Annotated in this window: 18 protein-coding genes, 1 tRNA gene and 1 pseudogene; 10 read left to right on the top strand and 10 right to left on the bottom strand. The window is 67.2% G+C overall.

Translation table 11 applies throughout. The features are described 5' to 3' along the window. From A5732_RS00745 to A5732_RS00720, 6 genes are all read right to left on the bottom strand, one after another. On the bottom strand, positions 1–1,099 hold a 1,099-nt coding region (locus A5732_RS00745), incomplete at its 3' end, for an MCE family protein (RefSeq protein WP_076099966.1). Continuing rightward, the gene (locus tag A5732_RS00740; RefSeq protein ID WP_142254606.1) at positions 1,096–2,280 is read right to left on the bottom strand and encodes an MCE family protein; all 1,185 of its coding nucleotides are present in this window, start codon (positions 2,278–2,280) and stop codon (positions 1,096–1,098) included. The genes A5732_RS00745 and A5732_RS00740, both read right to left, overlap by 4 nt. Then, a complete protein-coding gene (locus A5732_RS00735; RefSeq protein ID WP_076099964.1) occupies positions 2,277–3,305 on the bottom strand; it encodes an MCE family protein in 1,029 nt (342 codons plus the stop codon). The genes A5732_RS00740 and A5732_RS00735 overlap by 4 nt, the downstream gene beginning before the upstream one ends. After that, positions 3,302–4,570, bottom strand: coding sequence for an MCE family protein (locus tag A5732_RS00730; protein ID WP_076054303.1), 1,269 nt, complete (start codon positions 4,568–4,570; stop codon positions 3,302–3,304). The genes A5732_RS00735 and A5732_RS00730 overlap by 4 nt, the downstream gene beginning before the upstream one ends. A 4-nt stretch (positions 4,571–4,574) precedes the next feature. Continuing rightward, positions 4,575–5,423 carry an ABC transporter permease gene (locus A5732_RS00725; protein WP_076054301.1) on the bottom strand — a complete coding sequence of 283 codons (849 nt, stop codon included), beginning with the start codon at positions 5,421–5,423 and terminating at the stop codon, positions 4,575–4,577. Further along, positions 5,420–6,187 (bottom strand): MlaE family ABC transporter permease, encoded by a 768-nt coding sequence (locus tag A5732_RS00720; protein ID WP_076054299.1) that lies wholly within the window; start codon positions 6,185–6,187, stop codon positions 5,420–5,422. The genes A5732_RS00725 and A5732_RS00720 overlap by 4 nt, the downstream gene beginning before the upstream one ends. A gap of 619 nt (positions 6,188–6,806) precedes the next feature. Between A5732_RS00720 and stf0 the strand changes: the two genes are divergently transcribed. From stf0 to A5732_RS00680, 9 genes and pseudogenes are all read left to right on the top strand, one after another. Next, complete coding sequence (gene stf0, locus A5732_RS00715; RefSeq protein WP_076054297.1) at positions 6,807–7,610, top strand: trehalose 2-sulfotransferase; 804 nt, start codon at positions 6,807–6,809, stop codon at positions 7,608–7,610. Between the two features lie 134 nt (positions 7,611–7,744). Continuing rightward, entirely contained in the window at positions 7,745–7,897 is a 153-nt protein-coding gene (locus A5732_RS27200; protein WP_171974930.1) for a hypothetical protein, read from the top strand. After that, entirely contained in the window at positions 7,891–9,021 is a 1,131-nt protein-coding gene (locus A5732_RS00710) for a YeiH family protein (RefSeq protein ID WP_076054366.1), read from the top strand. Before A5732_RS27200 ends, A5732_RS00710 begins: the two co-directional genes overlap by 7 nt. Before the next feature lie 782 nt (positions 9,022–9,803). After that, positions 9,804–10,013, top strand: a pseudogene (locus A5732_RS00705) (TQXA domain-containing protein); the annotation flags it as partial. After that, complete coding sequence (gene cysK, locus A5732_RS00700) at positions 10,014–10,946, top strand: cysteine synthase A (protein WP_076054295.1); 933 nt, start codon at positions 10,014–10,016, stop codon at positions 10,944–10,946. Positions 10,947–10,948: 2 nt separating this feature from the next. After that, complete coding sequence (gene cysE, locus A5732_RS00695; protein WP_065074928.1) at positions 10,949–11,632, top strand: serine O-acetyltransferase; 684 nt, start codon at positions 10,949–10,951, stop codon at positions 11,630–11,632. Positions 11,633–11,849: 217 nt separating this feature from the next. Then, positions 11,850–12,962 (top strand): LLM class flavin-dependent oxidoreductase, encoded by a 1,113-nt coding sequence (locus tag A5732_RS00690; protein WP_076099961.1) that lies wholly within the window; start codon positions 11,850–11,852, stop codon positions 12,960–12,962. Beyond that, complete coding sequence (locus A5732_RS00685; protein WP_076099959.1) at positions 12,959–14,080, top strand: LLM class flavin-dependent oxidoreductase; 1,122 nt, start codon at positions 12,959–12,961, stop codon at positions 14,078–14,080. The genes A5732_RS00690 and A5732_RS00685 overlap by 4 nt, the downstream gene beginning before the upstream one ends. After that, on the top strand, positions 14,077–15,462 hold the full coding sequence (locus tag A5732_RS00680; RefSeq protein WP_076099999.1) for an NtaA/DmoA family FMN-dependent monooxygenase: 1,386 nt from the start codon (positions 14,077–14,079) through the stop codon (positions 15,460–15,462). Before A5732_RS00685 ends, A5732_RS00680 begins: the two co-directional genes overlap by 4 nt. 21 nt (positions 15,463–15,483) lie before the next feature. On the opposite strand, the gene A5732_RS00675 is transcribed toward A5732_RS00680, so the two are convergent. Continuing rightward, a tRNA-Asn gene (locus A5732_RS00675) sits at positions 15,484–15,556 on the bottom strand. 147 nt (positions 15,557–15,703) lie between these two features. Here A5732_RS00675 and A5732_RS00670 point away from each other — a divergent pair. Next, positions 15,704–15,982: a hypothetical protein gene (locus tag A5732_RS00670; protein WP_064954072.1), complete on the top strand. Its 279-nt coding sequence runs from the start codon at positions 15,704–15,706 to the stop codon at positions 15,980–15,982. On the opposite strand, the gene dnaG is transcribed toward A5732_RS00670, so the two are convergent. The 3 genes from dnaG to A5732_RS00655 all read right to left on the bottom strand — a co-directional run bounded on the left by dnaG (position 15,966) and on the right by A5732_RS00655 (position 19,900). Further along, complete coding sequence (gene dnaG, locus A5732_RS00665) at positions 15,966–17,924, bottom strand: DNA primase (RefSeq protein WP_076099957.1); 1,959 nt, start codon at positions 17,922–17,924, stop codon at positions 15,966–15,968. The two genes, A5732_RS00670 and dnaG, sit on opposite strands and share 17 nt — an antisense overlap. Positions 17,925–17,953: 29 nt before the next feature. Then, on the bottom strand, positions 17,954–18,568 hold the full coding sequence (sodC, locus tag A5732_RS00660) for a superoxide dismutase[Cu-Zn] (protein ID WP_076054287.1): 615 nt from the start codon (positions 18,566–18,568) through the stop codon (positions 17,954–17,956). Between the two features lie 66 nt (positions 18,569–18,634). Beyond that, positions 18,635–19,900: a deoxyguanosinetriphosphate triphosphohydrolase gene (locus tag A5732_RS00655; RefSeq protein ID WP_076099955.1), complete on the bottom strand. Its 1,266-nt coding sequence runs from the start codon at positions 19,898–19,900 to the stop codon at positions 18,635–18,637. Positions 19,901–19,969 lie beyond the last annotated feature (69 nt).

Here is a 19,969-nt window from a genome sequence, read left to right as displayed (position 1 = left end):
CCGCCGGAATGTAGTTGTAGATACGGTTTTTGATGATCGGGTTGAGGTACTGCAGGCACAGTTTCGACACCCGGGCCAACCGCGCCCGCGACGCAGCCTCGATCGAGCTGCAGATGAACTGCGGGATGTCGGCGAAGTTGTTCAGCGCCAGGATGCCGGTCATCGCGCTCTGGGCCGGCTGGTAGATGTTCAGGAAGTTCTGGAACACCGTCGGGGCGATGTGCAGGAGCTGCTTGATGTCGCCGCGGCTGTCGTTGAGCGCCGTGGTGATGGAACCCAACCGGTCGAACGTGACGCCGGCCGCCTCGCGGTTCTCGGCCAGGAAATCGCGCACATCGGTGAGCGCCCCGTCCAGGGACTTCAAGGCGTTGCCGACTTCGTTGGGGGTGTTCGAGAGCAGCGTCGTCACGCTCGCCAGGTTCTGGTTGAACGACGCCAGCAGGTCGCTGCTGGAGTACAGCGCGGACACCAGCAGCTGCAGGTTACGCACGGTGCTGAAGATGTCGTCAGCGTGATCTCCGAGCGCCGAGATCGCTTCTGACAGCTTGAGTACGGTCTCGCGGGCGGTGTCGCCCTGGCCGCGCACGTTGTCCGCCGCCGAGTCGATGAACTCACCGACGGAGTTGACCCCGCCCGGGCTGGTGGGCTGCAGGGCGTCGGTCAGCTTCTCCAGCTGCTTGCGGAAGTCATCCCATTCCACCGGAACCGCGGTGCGGCTCAACGGAATCGAGGAGCCGGCGCCGAGCTTGGGGCCGCCGGAGTAGGCCGGGACGAGCTGGATGGCCCGGGAGGTCACCAGCGACGGCGACAGGATGGCGGCGCGGGCATCGGCCGGGATCGAATACTGCTTGTCGACCGAGAACGTCACCTTGGAGCTGGCGGGCTGGGGCTCGATCTTGTCGACCACGCCGACGGCGACGCCGAGGATGCGAATCTCGTCACCGACGAACAGGCCGTTGGCGTCGGCGAAATAGGCCGTGTACGTGTTCTTTTCGACGTCCTTCCACAGCTTGTCGGCGACCAGGAATGACGCCACGGCCAGCGTCAGGATCAGACTGGCGGCGGTCACCTTGCGTAGGGTGCCTCGAGTCACGCTCATGGCGAATCGAAATCGTGTGGCGACGGGGGCGGAACGGTCCGGATGGGCGGCGTCGACGGCGGCGGCGAGGGCGGCTGGGACCACAGCGGCACCGGCGCGTTCTCCGGCGGCACGGGCGGCGTGCCGGTGGGCGGGTCGACCGCTTCTGACGGCAGCTTCTGGTTGGGGTCCAGGAACCGGTCATACATGTCCGCGTCGAGCACCGGGCCGCCGATCTGGCCGGGAACCAGGTTGGCCACGTAGGCCTTGAAAAATGGTCCGGAGCCCAGGCATTCGCCGAAGGACATCGCGTACCGCTTGAACTTGGGCAGCGTCTTCTGAATGTCTTCCTTGCGGTTGTCCAGGATCTCCAGCACGCCGTTGAGCTTGTCGAGCGCGGGCTTGAGCTGGGTTCGGTTGTCGTTCACCAGTCCGGAGATCTGATGCGAAACCGTGGTCAGGTTGTTCATCAACGCGTCCAGCGAGTCTCGTTCGTCGAGCAGCGCGGCCAACAGCGCGTTGGAGTTCGCCACCAGCCCGGCGATCTGCTGGCTGCGCTTGCCCAGCACCGTCGAGACCTTGTTGGCGTTGCCGAGCAGGCTGCGCAGCTGCGCGTCGCGGCCGTTGAGGGTGTCGGAGAACCGGGCCACGCCCTCCAAGGCGGGTCTCAGGTTGGACGGCGTCGCTTTCAGCGTGTCGGCCAATGTCGTGAGGGCCGTGGACAGTTGGGTGGTATCCAGTCCGCTGATGGTGGTCGTCAGGTCACCCAGCGCGTCGGGCAGCTCGTACGGCGAGGTGGTGCGTTCCAACGGGATGGTGCCCGACAGTTGCCCATTGCCACGAGGAGTCAGCTCGAGCATCTTGGCGCCCAGGATCGTCTCGGTTTTGATCGCGGCCTCGGTGCGGTCGCCCAGCTCGACACCCTTGTGCACGGTGAAGCCGACACGTACCTTGGTGCCCTCCAGGCGGAGGTCGGAGACCCGGCCCACGCCCATGCCCGAAACCCGCACGGTGTTACCGGGTTTGATGCCACCCGCCTCGGAGAAGTAGGCCGCGTAGTCGTCGGTGTTCTTGATGAACGGCAGTTTGTTGTACTGAAAGGCGACAACGGTCACGCAGGCCAGGATGACGGTTCCCATCACGCCAAGCACGAAGGGGCTTCGCCGGTCGGCCGATTTGACCTTGGGTAGTTGCAGCCTCATCGCGGCGTGCACCGCCCGCTGGGCTGGCCCAACAGTTTGACGAAGATCGGGTTGCCCCCCTTGCCGTTCAGCTTGAGCAATACCTCGCAGAAGTAGAAGCCGAAGTAGTCGCCGTTCAGGCCCTGCCGGGCGAGCACCTGATAGATGTCCGGGAGATCCGTGAGCAGTTTGTCGACGTACTCCTTGTCGGAGAGCACCTGCCCCGACACCCGATCCGTCTCGTGCACAACGTCTTTGATCGGTTGGCGGGACTGGGCGAGCAGGTCGGTGATCGAGCCCGCGGCCGCGTTGATGTAGGCGAGCCCGGTGGAGATGTCGTTCCTGCGCTGCGCGAGCCCGTCGACCAGCTGGGCCAGCTTGCCCACGCCATCGGAGAATTCGCGGTCGCGGGTGGCGAAGGTGTGCAGCACGGTGTTCAGGTTGGTGATCAGCTGGCCGATCAGCTCGCTGCGCCCGGCCAGGGTCGAGGTCAGGATCGAGGTTTGGGAGAGCACCGAGGCCAGCGTCCCGCCCTGCCCCTGGAAGATCCGCAGCAGCTGGCCGGACAGGGCGTTGACCTGATCGGGGTCCAGGGCACGGAACAACGGCCGGAAGCCGCCGATCAGGGCGTCGATGTCGAGCGCGGGGGACGTCCGGGCCAGCGGAATGGTCGCGCCCGGCGGCAGCCTGCGCGGCGGTCCGGGGCTCTCCTCGAGCGCGAGATAGCGGTCACCGATCAGGTTTTCGTAGCGCACGACGGCCTTGGTGCCCTCGCTGAGGCGCACGCCCCTGTCCACTTTGAAATCGACGGTGACCGTGCCGTCACGGTGCAGGCTCAAGTCGCCGACCTTGCCGACTTCCACCCCGGCGATGCGCACGAAGTTGCCGGACTTCAGGCCGGAGATGTTGGTGAAGATCGCGCGATAGCCCGTGCGGTCCTCGAAGCGCAGCTGCCCGAACACCGCGATGAGCGCAAACGTGAACAGCAGGCAGACCGCGGTGAAGATCCCGACGCGCAGGATGATGCTGGAGAGCTTCCTTCTCATGGCGGCGGCTGTCCCCCGCGCCAGAAGTAGCGTGGCCCTTCCGGCGGGTTCTTGGTGGTCGGGAACCAGTTGGCCCACCATGGATTACCCGCGGCCACGTTGGTGCGGATCTCGTTGGGGGCCGCCCCCCAGCCGGTGTCGGTGACCAGCGCGCGCACCGGGAAGTTCGCGCTGGGATCGGGGAGCGAACCGCAGCTGGGCTTGCCGCCCGGGCCGCCGGTGGCGTTCACCTTGGGCAGGTGCTTCGGGAAGCGGTACGGGTCGTCGCCGAACAGCAGCGCCGCGTCCAGGATGACAGAGTAGCCGTTGCCGCCCAGGGCATCGCGGCCGCCGTGGTCGACATACCATTGCGCGCCCTGGAAAAGGCAGGTGTAGGTCGGGGAGTATTTCTCCAACAGCGCCATGGTCGGGTCGAGCAGGTTCATCGACCGCACGATGTTCGATTCGTTGCGGCCGATCACGTTGATGCCGGTCTGGCTGAAGCCGATCGCCGACAGCAACAGCGAGTCCAGCGAACGCTGGTCGTCGGTGATGGTGGCGCTGGTCGTCGTCGCCGAGTCCAGGATGGACAGGATGTTCTGTGCCGCATCGGAATAGATGGCGGTGGTCTTGCCGAACAGCCGCCAGTCCTTTCCGATGGTATCCATGCGCGGGTTGACCGTGAGGAGCACGTTATTGGCGTCGGTGATCGCCTGACCGATCCGTTCGCCCTTGCCGCGCACCGATTGCGCGAAGGCCGACAGGATCGAGTTCAGCTGTGCCGGGTCGAGCGCCTGGACCACCGCCTGCAGATTCTCGAACACCGTGTTGACTTCGACGGTGACGTTGCGCGAGTGCAGCAACGCGCCGGGCTTGAGCGACGTGGCGCTGGGATGGTCGGGAACGATCAGGTCGACGAATTTGGAGCCGAACGCGGTGGTCGACTTGATCTCGGCCTCGAGGTTGCTCGGCAGATACTTGAAGGCGTCCGGCTGTATCTTCAGTTGCAGCCGAGCCGTTTTCACGTCGGTGCCGATGGACGCGACCTGGCCGACCTGGACACCGCGCAGCTTGACCTTGGCGCCGTCTTCCATCACCAGCCCCGCGCGGTCCGACACCAGCGTGAGCGGGACGAAGTCGTGGAACTTGCCCGAGAACGAGGCCGCCGTCATCGCGATCAGACCTCCGACGAGGATGAACAGCGTGGGCGCCCACCAGATCGGATCAATCCTGCTGCTGCGGGTCCTGTTCCGCTGGAATGCCCCGCCGGCCGTGTGATCACTCATCCGGTCACCCCGACAGATTGAAGTTGCCGGACTGGCCGTAGACGGACAGCGAGATCATCAGGCACACGAATGCCGTGACGATCATCGACGACCGCACCGACCGGCCAACCGCTTCCCCGACTCCCGCCGGGCCGCCCGTCGCGGTGAAACCGTAATAGGTGTGCACCACCATCACCCCGGCCGCCATGGTCAGCGCCGCCAGGAACGACCAGAACAGGTCGGTGGGTCGCAAAAACGTTGCGAAGTAATGCTCGTAGACGCCGCGTGACTGGCCGTACACGTAGATCGTCAGGAACTTCGCCGCGATGAACGACATCAGCACGGCGACGGCGTACAGCGGGATGACGACCAGGATGCCGGCGATGATGCGGGTGGACGCCAGATAGGTGACCGCCCGGATGCCCATGACCTCCAGCGCGTCGATCTCCTCGTTGATGCGCATCGCGCCCAGTTGCGCCGTCGCGCCCGCGCCGATCGTGGCGGCGAGCGCCAGACCGGCCGTGCAGGGCGCGATCATCCGGACGTTCAAAAACGCCGAGAGAAACCCGGTCAGCGCCTCGACGCCGATGTTGGACAGGGTGTCGTAACCCTGCACCGCGACGAGGGCGCCGGTGGTCAGCGTGAGGAAGCCGATGATGCCGACGGTGCCGCCGATGACGGCCAATGCGCCTGTGCCCATGCCCATCTCGGCGATCAGCCGCAGGAGCTCGTTCGGGTAGCGCCGGATCGCATCGACGGTGGCGGCCAGAGATTGTCCGTAGAACGCGGTCTGCTCGCCCAGCTTGCGGGTGGAATGCGTCAGCCGGGGCCCGAGGGTGACGAACCACGACGGTTCGCGTGCGGCATCGGTCATTTGGCGGTCACCTTCACACCGAGCGCGGTGGTCAAGATGTTGATGAAGAACAGGGCCATGAACGAGAACACCACGGTCTCGTTCACCGCGTTGCCGACGCCGGTCGGGCCACCGCCCACCGACAAGCCCTTGTAGCAGGCGATCAGGCCGGCGGACAGTCCGAACAGGGTCGCCTTGATCAGCGAGATGACCACCTGCGGTAGACCGGTCACCAAGGTCATTCCCGCGATGAACGCACCGGGCGTGACGTGCTGGACGAAGACCACGAAGATATAGCTGCCGGTCAGCCCGGTCACCGCCACCACCGAGTACAGCAGGACCGCGACGAACGTCGCCGCGATGATGCGCGGAACCACCAGCGCCTGAGTCGGATTGACGCCGATCACCTTCATCGCGTCGATTTCCTCGCGGATGGTGCGCGCGCCCAGGTCGGCGCACATGGCCGTCGACCCGGCGCCCGAGACGACCATCGCGGTGACAACGGGTCCGACCTGGGTTACCGAGGCCAGCCCGGCACCGGCACCGGAGAGGTCGCCGGCACCGATTTCGACGAGCAGGATGTTGAGGACGAACACGATGAGCACCGTGTACGGGATCGACAACATGATGGTCGGGAAGATGGAAACCCGGGCGACAAACCAAATCTGTTCGAGGACCTCACGCCACGCCCAGGGCCCACGCACCGCGGCGACCAAGGCCTCGGCGCTGAGCAGAAAAAATTGGCCCAGCGCGTTCATGGGCTTCGCGAGGGCCGCCCCGTTCACGCCGCTTGCCCAACCCAATGGCGGTCCTTGACTCAAACCCGACCCCCATTTCGTAACGGCGTTTACACGTTCGTGATTCGCTGGCCCTGAAGCAAACAGCACTGTTTACCTGCGCCGCGTCTGTTCGAGCGCATAGATGAGGGAATGTACGGGCATAGCGATGCCCGACGTCAGGTTTGTAATCAACAAGAAGAAATGTGGGCGACGGCCGAGGGGCTCCGGCCGAAATTCCTATCGCCCACGCGGATCGGCAGGCCCTGAGCCCGCGTGGCTGCTTGGCGTCGGCCTTGCGCGGGGGCCGCTTAGCGGCTGCCGGCAGACGGGCCGATGCCCGGGCGGTGGCGCACGCAAACGGCGGGATCGACCGATGGGTATTCCCGGGTGACCGCCCGAAATAGATTGTGCCGTAGCGCTTCTCATCGCAGCACGGGTCGCGCCGCTGACGCGGCTTTCCGTCCGCTCCGAAACCAGATGAGCACCCACGGCCACCGTCCCGTTCGGCTGTCGTCGCCGAACGCCACAGTTCGGGTAAGTCGGTTTCGAGGCAAGGGTTTCCTTCAGCCTGACCGTAACCGCGCGACCCCGGATAAGAATTGAAGGTTCTGGATACACTCTGCCGGTGACAAGTAGCCCGTCGTCATATCTGGTGTTGGCGTCGCAGCGCAGCGGCAGCACGCTGCTGGTTGAGTCGCTGCGCGCCACCGGCGTGGCAGGCGAGCCACAGGAGTTTTTTCAGTACCTCCCGGCCACCAGCCAGTCCCCGCAGCCGCGGGAGTGGTTCGCCGGCGTCGACGACGAGTCGATCCTGAGCCTGCTCGACCCGCTCGATGTCGGGACGCCGGACCTGGCGCCGCCCGAGATCTGGCGCGCCTACATCCGCACGGTCGGACGGACACCCAACGGGGTGTGGGGCGGCAAGCTGATGTGGAACCAGACGCCGCTGCTGCTAGACCGTGCGAAGAACCTGCCGGACCGCAGCGGTGACGGCCTGCTGGCGGCGATCACCGACGTGGTGGGCGAGCAGCCGCTGCTGATTCACGTGTACCGGCCCGATGTGATTTCGCAGGCGGTGTCGTTCTGGCGCGCGGTGCAGACGCGGGTCTGGCGGGGCAGGCCCGATCCGGTGCGGGACGCTCGGGCCACCTATCACGCCGGAGCGATCGCCCACGTCGTCAAAATGCTGCGCGCCCAGGAAGAGGGCTGGCGCAACTGGTTCGCCGAAGAAGACATTCAGCCGATGGACATTTCGTATCCGGTGTTATGGCGCAACCTGACTCAGGTGGTGGGATCCATCCTCGAGGCTCTGGGGCTGGACCCCCAGCTGGCGCCCGACCCGGTGCTGGAACGCCAGGCCGACCAACGCTCCGACGAATGGGTGGACCGCTACCGCGCCGACGCCGAGAAGCACGGCCTGCCAACCTGATCGACCGATAGAGCTAAATTCAGCCCGAGCCAATCACTTGGATGTGACGCGCGCGGACGCCACCATTCGGATCGACGGTGCGGCTGGGAGACGCCGCCATGGGCGCTTGAGGAGCGGTCATCGTGGGTGAAGGCGTGCCAACTGACGGACGGGATCCCGACGCTTCGCGGCGTCCGGATTGGGCGGCCCGGTTCGGTTCGGTGTCGGTGGACTGGTGGGCGACGGCGGTGGCGGGTGTCATCGTCGCGTCGGCCGTGGCCAACGTACTCCCGAAAATCCCCTGGTGACAGGCGTGAGCACGGTCCAGGTGCGGCCCGACGAAACGTCGGATGAAGCCACCTTCACCAGCACCCGTCCGCTCGACTATGTGCCCGGCATCCTGCTGCTGATCGGCGTCGGGGTGTTGGGCAAGTACGCCCAGATCTGGTGGAACGCACTGGCCAAGCACCAGCACTGGACCGTGCCCGACATCGAATATGTGTTGTGGGCGATCGTGATCGGGCTGCTCATCACCAACACCATCGGCCTGCACCCGATATTTCGCCCCGGCGTGCTGACCTACGAATTCTGGCTCAAGGTCGGGATCGTGGCGCTTGGTTCGCGATTCGTGCTGGGCGACATCGCCAAGCTCGGCGGGATCAGCCTGGTGCAGATCCTGGTGGACATGACCATTGCCGGAACGATCATCATCGTGGTGGCCCGCGCGTTCGGGTTATCGGGCAAGCTCGGCTCGCTGTTGGCGATAGGCACGTCCATTTGTGGGGTGTCGGCCATCGTGGCGGCCAAGGGCGCGATCCGGGCCCGCAACTCCGATGTCAGCTACGCGATCGCGGCGATCCTGGCGCTGGGCGCGGTGTCACTGTTCGTGCTGCCGCCGCTGGGCCATGCGATCGGCCTCACCGACCACGAATTCGGTTTGTGGGCGGGGCTTTCGGTGGACAACACCGCCGAGACCACCGCCACCGGATACCTGTACTCCGATCATGCCGGCAAGATCGCGGTGCTGGTGAAGTCGACCCGCAACGCGCTGATCGGGTTCGTCGTTCTCGGCTTCGCGCTGTTTTGGGCGGGTCGGGGGCAAGCCGACGAGATCGCGCGCGGCGCCAGGGCCAAGGCCGCGTTCGTCTGGAACAAGTTCCCCAAATTCGTGCTCGGCTTCCTGGTGGTCTCGGCGATCGCCACCGCCGGCTGGCTGACGAAGGGCCAAACCGCCAACCTCGCCAACGTCTCGAAATGGGCGTTCCTGCTGACCTTTGCCGGTGTGGGACTCAACACCGACATCCGCGCGATCGCGCGCACCGGGTGGCGTCCGCTGGTGGTCGCGGTCATCGGGCTCACCGTCGTCGCCACGGTCTCGCTCGGCATCGTGCTGCTGACGTCGCGCGTGTTCGGTTGGGGCGCAACAGGCTAAGGGTTCAGCGCCCCAACCACGTTGCCTATGCGCTCGGCTGGGCGGACGCTCAAATCCCAACGCCCGGCTGGGCGGGCGCTCGGCAAGCCGCGCGTCAGCCGACGTTGGTACCGCCCTCGGCGATCCGGCGCACCGCCTTCAGGAAGACGTCGATATCTTTGAACGTGTTGTAAGAAGGCGAACGACGGACGCGGTGGCCTCGAGCCCATAGCGCCTGCCCACCTCGAGTGGCTCGTGCCCGGCCAGCGCGAACGACAGCACGCTGACCCACCAGCGCACACCCGCTGCTGTGGGCTCGGTCGATGCCCTGATTGCGACCGCCACAGCGTGGCCACGGTGATTGTTTTGCCCGCGCCGTGCCCCGGACGGGTGCACGCGCAGTGCTAAGACACGAGTAAGTCCTGGCCAGCAGGTCAAAAGAAGAGCTGGGCGAAACGTCCGACCACGTCCGATGGCCTATAGTGGCGGCATGCAACACCCCGTACAGCTGCGCTTTGCCCCGTCGCGCTGCATCGTCGTGAACTGTTGTTGCTGTTGCTGGTGTTGTTGATTTCCTCAAGCGCTCTGACCTTGTAGAACTCCGCGCTCGCCCCGCTCAGGACGGTGCCGCCGGGTCTGCCCGGCGGACTCACGACGCGGGCTCGCGGAAAGCCTTTCAGGAAGATCAACCACCCATGACGATATTGTCCGCGACCAACCGCGCCCTGGCGCCTCGACGCCCTGTCACCTGCGCCTACCGTTATTACCGGTTGGTCGAACACTCCGAGACGGGTACACCGAGGATCGACCAGGCGCCCAACACTTCGGGAATAAGGCTCACCGCGAAAACGGTTGGCGATCTGCATGGACGCGTGCTCACCGGGGTGGCGCTGGACGAAGCGTCGCGACGCTTCACCCCGGTGGCGCTAGCCATCCCCACCGAGATGAACATAGAGTTCGATATTAGCTGGCAGGCAGAGGCCTGGTCCTACGTCGTTGGAGACAATAGGTAGATGAGCATCGCGGAGAACGTCACGGAATTGATCGGTAACACGCCGCTGGTCCGGCTGAACCGGGTCACCGAAGGTGCGGTCGCCGACGTCGTCGCCAAGCTGGAATTCTTCAACCCGGGCAACAGCGTCAAGGACCGCATCGGGGTCGCGATGATCGACGCGGCCGAGCAGGCGGGCCTGATCAAGCCGGACACCATCATCCTCGAGCCGACGAGCGGGAACACCGGCATCGCCCTGGCGCTGGTGGCCGCGGCCCGCGGCTACCGTTGCGTGCTGACCATGCCGGAGACCATGAGCGTCGAGCGACGAATGTTGTTGCGCGCCTTGGGCGCCGAGATCGTTCTGACACCGGGTTCCGACGGCATGCCCGGTGCGATCGCCAAGGCCGAGGAACTGGCCAAGAGCGACCAACGGTATTTCGTGCCACAGCAATTCGAGAACAAGGCCAACCCCGCGATCCACCGCGCCACCACCGCGGAGGAAGTGTGGCGCGACACCGACGGCAAGGTTGACATCTTCGTCGCCGGCGTGGGCACCGGTGGCACCATCACCGGCGTCGCGCAGGTGATCAAGGAACGCAAGCCCTCGGCACAATTCATTGCCGTCGAGCCGGCCGCGTCGCCGGTGCTGTCCGGCGGACAGAAGGGACCGCACCCCATCCAGGGCCTCGGCGCCGGGTTCATCCCGCCGGTGCTCGCGATGGATCTGGTCGACGAGGTGATCGCCGTCGACAACGACGAATCAATCACCCTCGCCCGCCGCCTGGCCGCGGAAGAGGGACTGTTGGTCGGCATCTCCTCGGGCGCGGCGGTGGTTGCCGCCCTGCAGGTGGCCCGCCGACCCGAGAACGCCGGAAAGCTCGTCGTCGTGGTGCTGCCCGACTTCGGCGAGCGGTACCTCAGCACGCCGTTGTTCGCGGATCTGGCCGATTAGCCATGCTCGAAGCCATCCGACGTGACATACGAGCGGCCCGGGAGCGGGACCCCGCCGTTCCGACCACGCTCCAGGTGATCTTTGCCTACCCGGGCGTGCATGCCATCTGGGGTCACCGCATCAACCATTGGCTTTGGCGACGCGGCGCAAGACTGGTCGCGCGCATCACCGCCGAAATCACCCGGATCCTGACCGGCGTCGAGATCCATCCCGGTGCCATCCTGGGCCCCGGTCTCTTCATCGACCACGCGACCGGGGTGGTGATCGGCGAGACTGCCGAGGTGGGCGAAGACGTGACCCTCTACCACGGCGTCACCCTCGGCGGCAGCGGCAGGGACACCGGAAAGCGCCATCCCACCATCGGCGATCGGGTGATTATCGGCGCCGGGGCGAAGATCTTGGGCGCGATCAAAATCGGCGACGACAGCCGCATCGGCGCCAATGCCGTGGTGGTCAAAGAGGTTCCGTCGTGCTCGGTGGTCGTGGGTGTGCCGGGACAGGTCATCAGCCGCAGCCGGCCCGGCAGTCCGGACGACTCGATGATGCCCGACCTCGTCGGCGTCAGCCTGCAGTCGCTGCTGACCCGGGTGACCAAACTCGAGGCCCGCGCGGACGGCGCTCAGAGCAATCACGTCATCAGGCCGCCGGAGGCCGGTGTCTGGCACGGCGAGGACTTCTCCATCTGATCTGTGAAAGATCGTGAAGCCAAACTGAACACGCCCTGATCGCCGGTATTCGCCACGCTGCATCGAATCCCCGTCGGCGCATTGCACGGGGTTGAGCTCGGCGAAGTATTACTCACGCTGAACATAACCCGGTGATGGAATGCATCACCGTCAGCAGCGTTGCACAGTGGGTTATGACCACGACGCGCGACGGCGATACCCTCGGCGGGGTCCGATCATGACCGAGCTGCATCTGGCGGTCGGCCTGGACGGCTACGGTTGGCACCCCCAGGCGTGGCGATACGCGTTCGCGCACAACGCGACCGGTGGCGGGCAACTCAGCGGTCGCTACTGGGCCGCGCTGGCGGGCACCGCCGAGCGCGGGCTGCTGGATTTCCTGACCATCGACGACAGCCTGGACGCCCAGCCGGGCCGCCGGCCCGAGATCTCCCCGCGGCGCCTGGCGGGGCGCGCCGATGCCACGCTGGTGGCCGCCCGGATCGCGCCGGTCACCAAGCACATCGGCCTGATCCCGGTCGCCACGGTGACCCATACCGAGCCGTTCCACGTCTCCAAAGCGATTGCGACGCTTGACCATATCTCGCATGGCCGGGCGGGCTGGCAGGTGCGGGTGAGCCCTACCGCGCACGAAGCGGCGCTGTTCGGCCGGCGGGCCGCCCCCGCCGCCGACGAACTCTTCGACGAGGCCGCCGACGCCGTCGAGGTGGTGCGCCGCCTGTGGGACAGCTGGGAGGACGACGCCGTCATCCGCGACGTCGCGACCGGTCGCTACATCGACCGCGACAAGCTGCATTACATCGATTTCGCCGGCGAGCACTTCTCGGTCAAGGGACCCTCGATCACCCCGCGGCCACCCCAGGGCCAGCCGGTGGTGGCCGCGCTGGCGCACGCTGACTACGAATTCGCCGCCGCCAACGCCGCCGCCGTGTTCGTCACCCCACACGACGAGGGCTCGCTGCGCGCGATCCTGGCCGACGTCGGCGCGCGGCGCGCCGTGGGCCGCGAGATCCGGGTCTATGCGGACCTGGTGGTGTCCCTGGCCGACGATCCGCTGGCACCGGCGGCCGCCATCTCCTCCGATGCGCACGTATTCACCGGCAACACAAGCGATCTGGCGGATCTTCTGCTCGCCTGGCAGGACGCCGGGGCCGACGGCGTGCGGCTGCGGCCCGCGATCAACGCCATCGACCTGCCCGCCATCGTCGACGACCTGGTGCCGCGGCTGCAGCACGCCGGCCGATTCCGCGCCGGCTACCGCGACGGCGAGACGCTGCGCGAACGCCTGGGCCTGGCCCCCGCACCCAATCGTTACGCGGCGGTGCCGTCATGACCGTCACTTCCCTGTCGATCCTCGACCTCGCGCCCATCAGCGCCGGCAGCGACGCCGCGACGGCGCTGCGCAACACCATCGACCTGGCCCAGCACGCCGAGAGCTGGGGCTACCGGCGCTACTGGCTCGCCGAGCACCACTTCGTCGCGGTGGCCAGCTCGTCACCGGTGATGCTGATCGGCCAAATCGCCGCGGCCACAGAGCGAATCCACGTCGGATCGGCCGCGGTCCAGGTCGGCCACACGACGGCGCTCGCCGTGGTGGAAAGCTTCGGCATCCTCGACGCGCTCTACCCCGGCCGCATCGACATGGGGCTGGGCCGCTCCGGGCAGCGGCGCAAAGAGGCGGCCACGTCGTCTCCGGCCGTACCCGAACGCGCGCCCACTCCGTGGCGTGAGGTGGCCGGCGTCGTCATCCCCACCCCTTTTGACCAGACGCCGCTGATGAATAGCGATCGGATCCGGGCTCAGGCGTCGGCGCTCGCGCAGCCGTGTGCCCAACCCCCCGACTTCGGCGAGCAGCTGGCCGACATCGAGGCGATGCTTAACGGCACCTACACCGTCAATGGCCATGAGTTGCACGCCGTTCCGGGTGAGCACGCCCAATTGACGCCGTGGATCTTCGGCAGCACCAAGGGCCAAAGCGCCGAGGTGGCAGGTGCCCGTGGGCTGCCGTTCGTCGCCAGTTACCACATCACCCCCGGCACGGCGCTCGACGCGATCACCGCCTACCGCAACGCGTTCCGGCCGTCCGCCCGGCTCTCCGAGCCGTACGTGGTGGTTTCGGCCGACGTCGTGGTTGCCGAGGACAGCGCGACCGCACGCCACCTCGCGACCGGCTACGGCCGCTGGGTGCATTCCATCCGCAGCGGCCACGGCGCGGTCCCCTATCCGGACCCCGACTTCTGCGAGCCGTTGACCGAGGAGCAGCAGGCGCTGGTAGCCGACCGCACCGCAACACAATTCGTCGGCAACCCGGACGAGGTCGCCGACCGGCTCGAGCTGCTGCGTCGGGCCACCGATGCCGACGAACTGGTGATCACCTCCGTGACGCACCGGCACGTCGACCGGCTGCGCTCGCATGAACTGCTCGCCAAGCGATGGGGGCTGACCGGATGAGCGTTCGAGAAGCGGCCCGCCGCAAGCAGATCCATCTGGGCGCGCACTTTCCCGGGGTGAACAACACGACGGTGTGGTCCGATCCGAGCGCGGGCAGCCAGATCGCGTTCGAATCGTTTGTGCACCTTGCCCAGACGGCCGAGCGGGGGCTGTTCGACTTCTTCTTCCTGGCCGAAGGCCTGCGGCTGCGTGAGCATCGCGGCAAGATCCACGACCTCGACGTCGTCGGCAGGCCCGACACCTTCACCGTGCTGGCCGCGCTCGCCGCGGTCACCGACAGGCTCGGCCTGGCCGGAACCATCAACACCACCTTCAACGAACCCTATGAGGTGGCAAGGCAATTCGCGACGCTGGACCACCTGTCCGACGGGCGGTCGGCCTGGAACATGGTCACCTCCTCGGACGCATTCACCGGGGAGAACTTCCGCCGCGGCGGATTTCTCGCGCACGCCGACCGCTACCACCGGGCCGAGGAATTCATCACCGTGGCGCGAAAGTTCTGGGACAGTTGGGCGGCCGATGCCGTCGTCGCCGACGTCGATGCGGGGATCTATGTCGATCCCGCCCGTATCGGCAGCGTCGAGCACCACGGCCCGCAGTTCGGCGTCCACGGCGTGGCCTCGCTGCCCGCGGGGCCGCAAGGGCAGCCGGTGCTGCTGCAGGCCGGCGACTCCGACGACGGCCGCGACTTCGGCGCCCGGCACGCCGATGCCCTGTTCACGCTGCACGGGTCGCTCGAGGCGGGCCAGCGCTACTACGCCGACGTGAAGAGCCGCGCCGCCGCCTACGGGCGCGATCCCGACCAGCTCAAGGTGCTGCCCGGTGCGACGTTCGCGCTGGGCGACACCCCCGCCGAGGCGCAGGACAACGCCCGCCACATCCGCGAGCAGCAGGTCAGCGGCCCGACCGCCATCGCGTTCCTCGAACAGGTGTGGGGCGTGGACCTCTCGGCCTACGACCCCGACGGGCCGCTGCCCGACCTCGACCCCGTCGAAAATCCGAACATCACGCGAGGACGGGTCCGGCACGGCGACCCCAAGACGGTCGCCGCAACCTGGCGGGCCCGAGCGGAAGCCGAAAACCTGTCGATCCGCGAGCTGATCATCGAAGTGACCAGCCGGCAGCAATTCGTCGGGACCCCGCAGCAGGTGGCCGAGGAGATCGACCGCTACGTGCAGTCAAATGCCTGCGACGGCTTCATCCTGGTGCCGCACCTGACGCCGCACGGCCTCGACGAGTTCGTCGACAAGGTGGTACCGCTGCTGCAGGAACGCGGCAGCTTCCGCACCGAATACCGCGGCCACACCTTGCGCGAGCATCTGGGCTTGTCACCCACTCCGGGGTGGGCGGGAAATCCGGCCGGCATCGCGATCGGCCAATGAGAGTCGGCGCAGTGAACTTTGCTCCCCCGCCTGGACTCGAACCAGGAACCCTTCGGTTAACAGCCGAATGCTCTGCCAATTGAGCTACAGGGGACTAACCCGATCGCGGGACGACTCTAGCGTACTGGCACGACCGCACCCAACTGCGGACCAGTGGCGATCGCCAGCGCGGCGTAGCCGGGCGCAGCGGGTCGCCGGGCGGTGAGGCAGGATGGAGCCATCGCTAGTCGGGAGGACCGTTTTGATCCGGTATGTCGTGGTGCTTGGACTGGGTTACGTGCTGGGCTCGAAGGCCGGGCGTCGCCGATACGAGCAGCTCGTCGGCACTTATCGCGCGCTGACCAGCAGTCCGGTGGCCAAGTCGATGATCGAGGGCGGACGGCGCAAGGTCGCCAATCGGATCTCGCCTGACGCCGGTTTCGTCACGCTGACGGAGATCGACGACCAAACGGCCATCATGGAACGCGATGTCGAGGGCTCGGCCGACGAGGCGCTCGCGCCGTCTAATCGTCGCCGCTAGCCTGCTCCAACAGGCTGCGCCGGTAGGACTCCATCGCCACCAGGTCGCCGAATAGGGCGTGATACTCGTCGCCCTGCTCGATCGGCGACATGCGCTGCAGCTTCGACTTCACCTCGGCGATCTGCCGGCCCATCCACACCTCTTGCAGCCGGGCCAGCACGCCGCCGATGTAGCGCGGCAGCTTCTCCTCGTCGACCTGGATCGCCTCCACACCCAGCTCGCTGGCCAGCCCGGCCGTCAGGGGCGAGGAGGCCTGGTCACGCACCGCCTCGATCCACTGCGCGCCGGTGACCCCGCTCGACGTACCCCCGGCGGTCTCGATGGCCGCCCGGATGGCCGCGTACCCGGGATGGGTGAAGCTCTCGACGGTCAGCGTGTCGAATACCGGCCCCGCGAACGCCGGGTACTGCAGGGCCGCCTTGAGCGCCTCCCGTTGCGGCCACAGCGTGGGGTCGCGCGGGTCCGGACGGCTGGCGGCGGCGGCCTGGGCCGCGGCGGGCGTCGGCCCGGCCGCGCGGCGGGAGGCCTTGGGCGCGGAACCGCCGCGGGCCTGGGTGTTGGAGCTCTTGGCCTGGCTGCGCACCCGGTCGATCACCTGCGCGACGTCGTCCCAGCCGACCCACCCGGCGAGCTGGCGGGCGTACTCGTCGCGCAGCGTGGGGTCCTTGATCTGGCTCACCATCGGCACGCAGCGGCGCAGCGCGGCAACGCGGCCCTCGGCGCTGTCCAGGTCCATCTCGGCGAGCGCCGAACGTATCGCGAATTCGAACAGCGGGGTTCGCCGCGCCACCAGGTCGCGCAGCGCGCCGTCGCCGGACTTCAGCCGCAGATCGCACGGATCCATGCCGTCCGGCGCGACGGCCACGAACGACTGCCCCGCCAGATTCTGCTCGCCGCCGAAGGCCTTGAGCGCGGCGGCCCGCCCGGCCGCGTCACCGTCGAAAACGTAGATCAGTTCGCCGCGAAAGAAGCTGTCGTCCATCATCAGTCGGCGCAGCATCGACAGGTGCTCGTCGCCGAACGCGGTGCCGCACGAGGCGACGGCGGTGGTGACCCCGCTCAGATGCATCGCCATCACGTCGGTGTAGCCCTCGACGACGACGGCCTGATGCCCCTTGGCGATGTCGCGTTTGGCCAAGTCGATGCCGAACATCACGTTCGACTTCTTGTACAGCAGCGTCTCGGGCGTGTTGATGTACTTGGCTTCCATCGGATCGTCGTCGAACAGCCGGCGGGCCCCGAAGCCGATCACCTCACCGGCCGAACTCCGGATGGGCCACAACAATCGGCGGTGGAAGCGGTCCATCGGTCCGCGCCGCCCCTGCCGCGACAGGCCGGCCGCTTCCAGCTCTTTGAACTCAAAGCCCTTGCGCACCAAGTGCTTTGTCAACGAATCCCAGCCCGACGGCGCGAAGCCGCAACCGAAGCGCCGGGCCGCCTCGGCGTCGAAGTTCCGCTCCGTCAGATACTGCCGGGCCGGTGCGGCCTCGGCGGATTCCAGCGCCGCCGCGTAGAACTCCGCCGCGGCCGCGTTGGCCGCGACGAGCCGGCTGCGACTACCGCGGTCGCGCTGCACGCTGGTCGCCGGGCCGGAGTAGTTGATGGTGTGGCCGATCCGGTCGGCGAGCAGTTCGACCGCCTCGACGAAGCTGACGTGTTCGATCTTCTGGATGAACGCGTACACGTCGCCGCCCTCACCACAGCCGAAGCAGTGGAAGTGGCCGTGGTTGGGGCGGACGTGAAACGACGGCGACTTCTCGTCGTGGAACGGACACAGGCCCTTGAGCGAATCGGCGCCGGCACGCCGTAATTGGACGTAATCGCCGATGACTTCGTCGATGCGCACCCGTTCGCGGATGGCCGCGATGTCGCGGTCGGGAATCCGGCCGCGACCCCGGGCACGGCCATCGCCCTCCGCGCGTGAACCTGCCGGGCTTGACATCGGCTCAGTCTAAGGCGCGAGCGCGAAAGCTAGCTGGTACCGATGACGCCGCAGGCGACCCGGTCCATCGCGTTCTCGGTGTCCTGGGCGCCGTGCAGCATCAGCGCGGTCTTGTTACCCGCCAGCAGGTCGTCCCGGTTGAACGAATCGGTGGTGGTGACCAGGTAGGCCGAGCCGTCCTGACGGACCTCGAGCGACGCCAGATCGCCGCTTTCCGGCTTCCCGGTGTGGCCGGGCGCCTGGTAGTGACCGCCGGCGGACAGGAAGTTCCCGGGCGCTCCGCCGGTGGGAGCCACCGAGTTCGGCTCGCACTTGCCGATCTCGTGCACGTGCAGGCCGTGGATGCCGGGCGTCAGGATGCCGGGCGCCGCCGTCTTCACAGTGACGGTCACGTAGCCGCCGGTGAAGTCGAAGGTCGCGATGGCCGCCGAGCGACCATCGGGCGTCTTCAGGTCCGCGCTGAGCGAGCCGGCGGCCGGTGCCGGGGTCGTCGTCTCACCGGACGACGTCGGAGCGGCACTCTTCACCGACGGGGTGGTGCCCGGCTGGGTGCTCGCATGCTGCGGTGAACTGCAGGCTGTCATGGCGACGACGGGCAGTGCCATCAAGGAGGCCACAAAGGTCGAGCCGCTGAATTTCTTCATGCCGGGCAGCCTAACTCGCGGCGGCCCCGCTGATTCCCGGACCGGACGACTTGATGCCCGCCGCGACTACGGAGCGGCCTGGCGGACGTCGATCCGTTCGAGCCGGCCCTCGGTGAACGAGGCGATCTGATCGACGATGACCCGCCACCTCGCGCCGTCGTCCGCCGCGGTGTTGAAGGCCGCAGCAAAGACCGGATCGAGTGTTCGGGGTGCCCCGGCGTAAAGCCAGTGCGCGACCCGGTGGATGCGTTCACGCTGCCCGGCTTGGGTTTCCTGATGCCGCGGATCGGACATGATGAATTGCAGCGCCAGGATTTTCAGCAAGGCGACCTCGGCACGCACCAGGTCGGGAACCTGCAGTTCGGCCCGGTAGCGCACCAGGGGCCCGGGGCCCGCCGCCGCGCGGGTGGTGGCGATGGCGGCCGAGGCGAACCGGCCGACCAGCTCACTGGTCAACCGCTTCAGCGCGACCGAAGCGGCGAGCGTGGCGTCGTATTTGCCGACGGCGGCGACCACCGGCAGGCCGGCGAGCCGTCGCGCGGCCGCCATGAAGTCATCGGCACGCACCCGGGAGAATTCGGTCTCGCCCAGTTTGGCCAACGCGGCGGCCTCGTCGTCGTCGGCGAGCACCCGCAGGTCGATGCGTTGGGACACCACACCGTCCTCGACGTCGTGCACCGAATACGCCACGTCGTCGGCCCAGTCCATGACCTGCGCCTCCAGGCACATCCGGCCCTCCGGCGCGCCCGCCCGAACCCAGGCGGCCGGCTCGCGGTCGTCGTCGTAGAACCCGAACTTGCGTTGCCCTTCGCCGCGCGGCCACGGATACTTGGTGACCGCGTCCAGCGACGCGCGAGTCAGATTCAGTCCCGCGCTATTGCCTTGTTCGTCAAGGACTTTGGGCTCGAGACTGGTCAGGATTCGGAAGTTCTGGGCGTTGCCCTCGAAGCCGCCATAATCCGTTGCGACCTCGTCGAGCGCCTTTTCACCGTTGTGCCCGTAGGGCGGGTGGCCGATGTCGTGGGCCAGTCCCGCCAGCTCGACCAGGTCGAGGTCGCAGCCCAGCCCGATCGCCATCCCGCGCCCGATCTGGGCGACCTCGAGCGAATGCGTCAGCCGGGTGCGCGGCGTGTCGCCCTCGCGGAGCCCGACCACCTGGGTCTTGTCGGCCAACCGGCGCAGCGCGGCGCTGTGCAGAACGCGCGCGCGATCACGGGCGAAGTCCGTGCGGTGCTGACCCTCGGTACCCGGCAGACCCGCAGTCTTCGGCGCTTCGGCCACCCGTCGCTGACGGTCGAAGTCGTCGTATGGGTCGTGCTGATTCCCGGTCACCGACGCACAGTCTGCCAGGGAATGCCCGCCGAAGTCTGGCTCGACTCAGGCCTACTGGCGTGTGTCGCG

This window comes from Mycobacterium colombiense, from assembly GCF_001953985.1.
Lineage (GTDB): Bacteria > Actinomycetota > Actinomycetes > Mycobacteriales > Mycobacteriaceae > Mycobacterium > Mycobacterium colombiense_B.
This window is presented reverse-complemented; position numbering and strand designations above follow the sequence as displayed.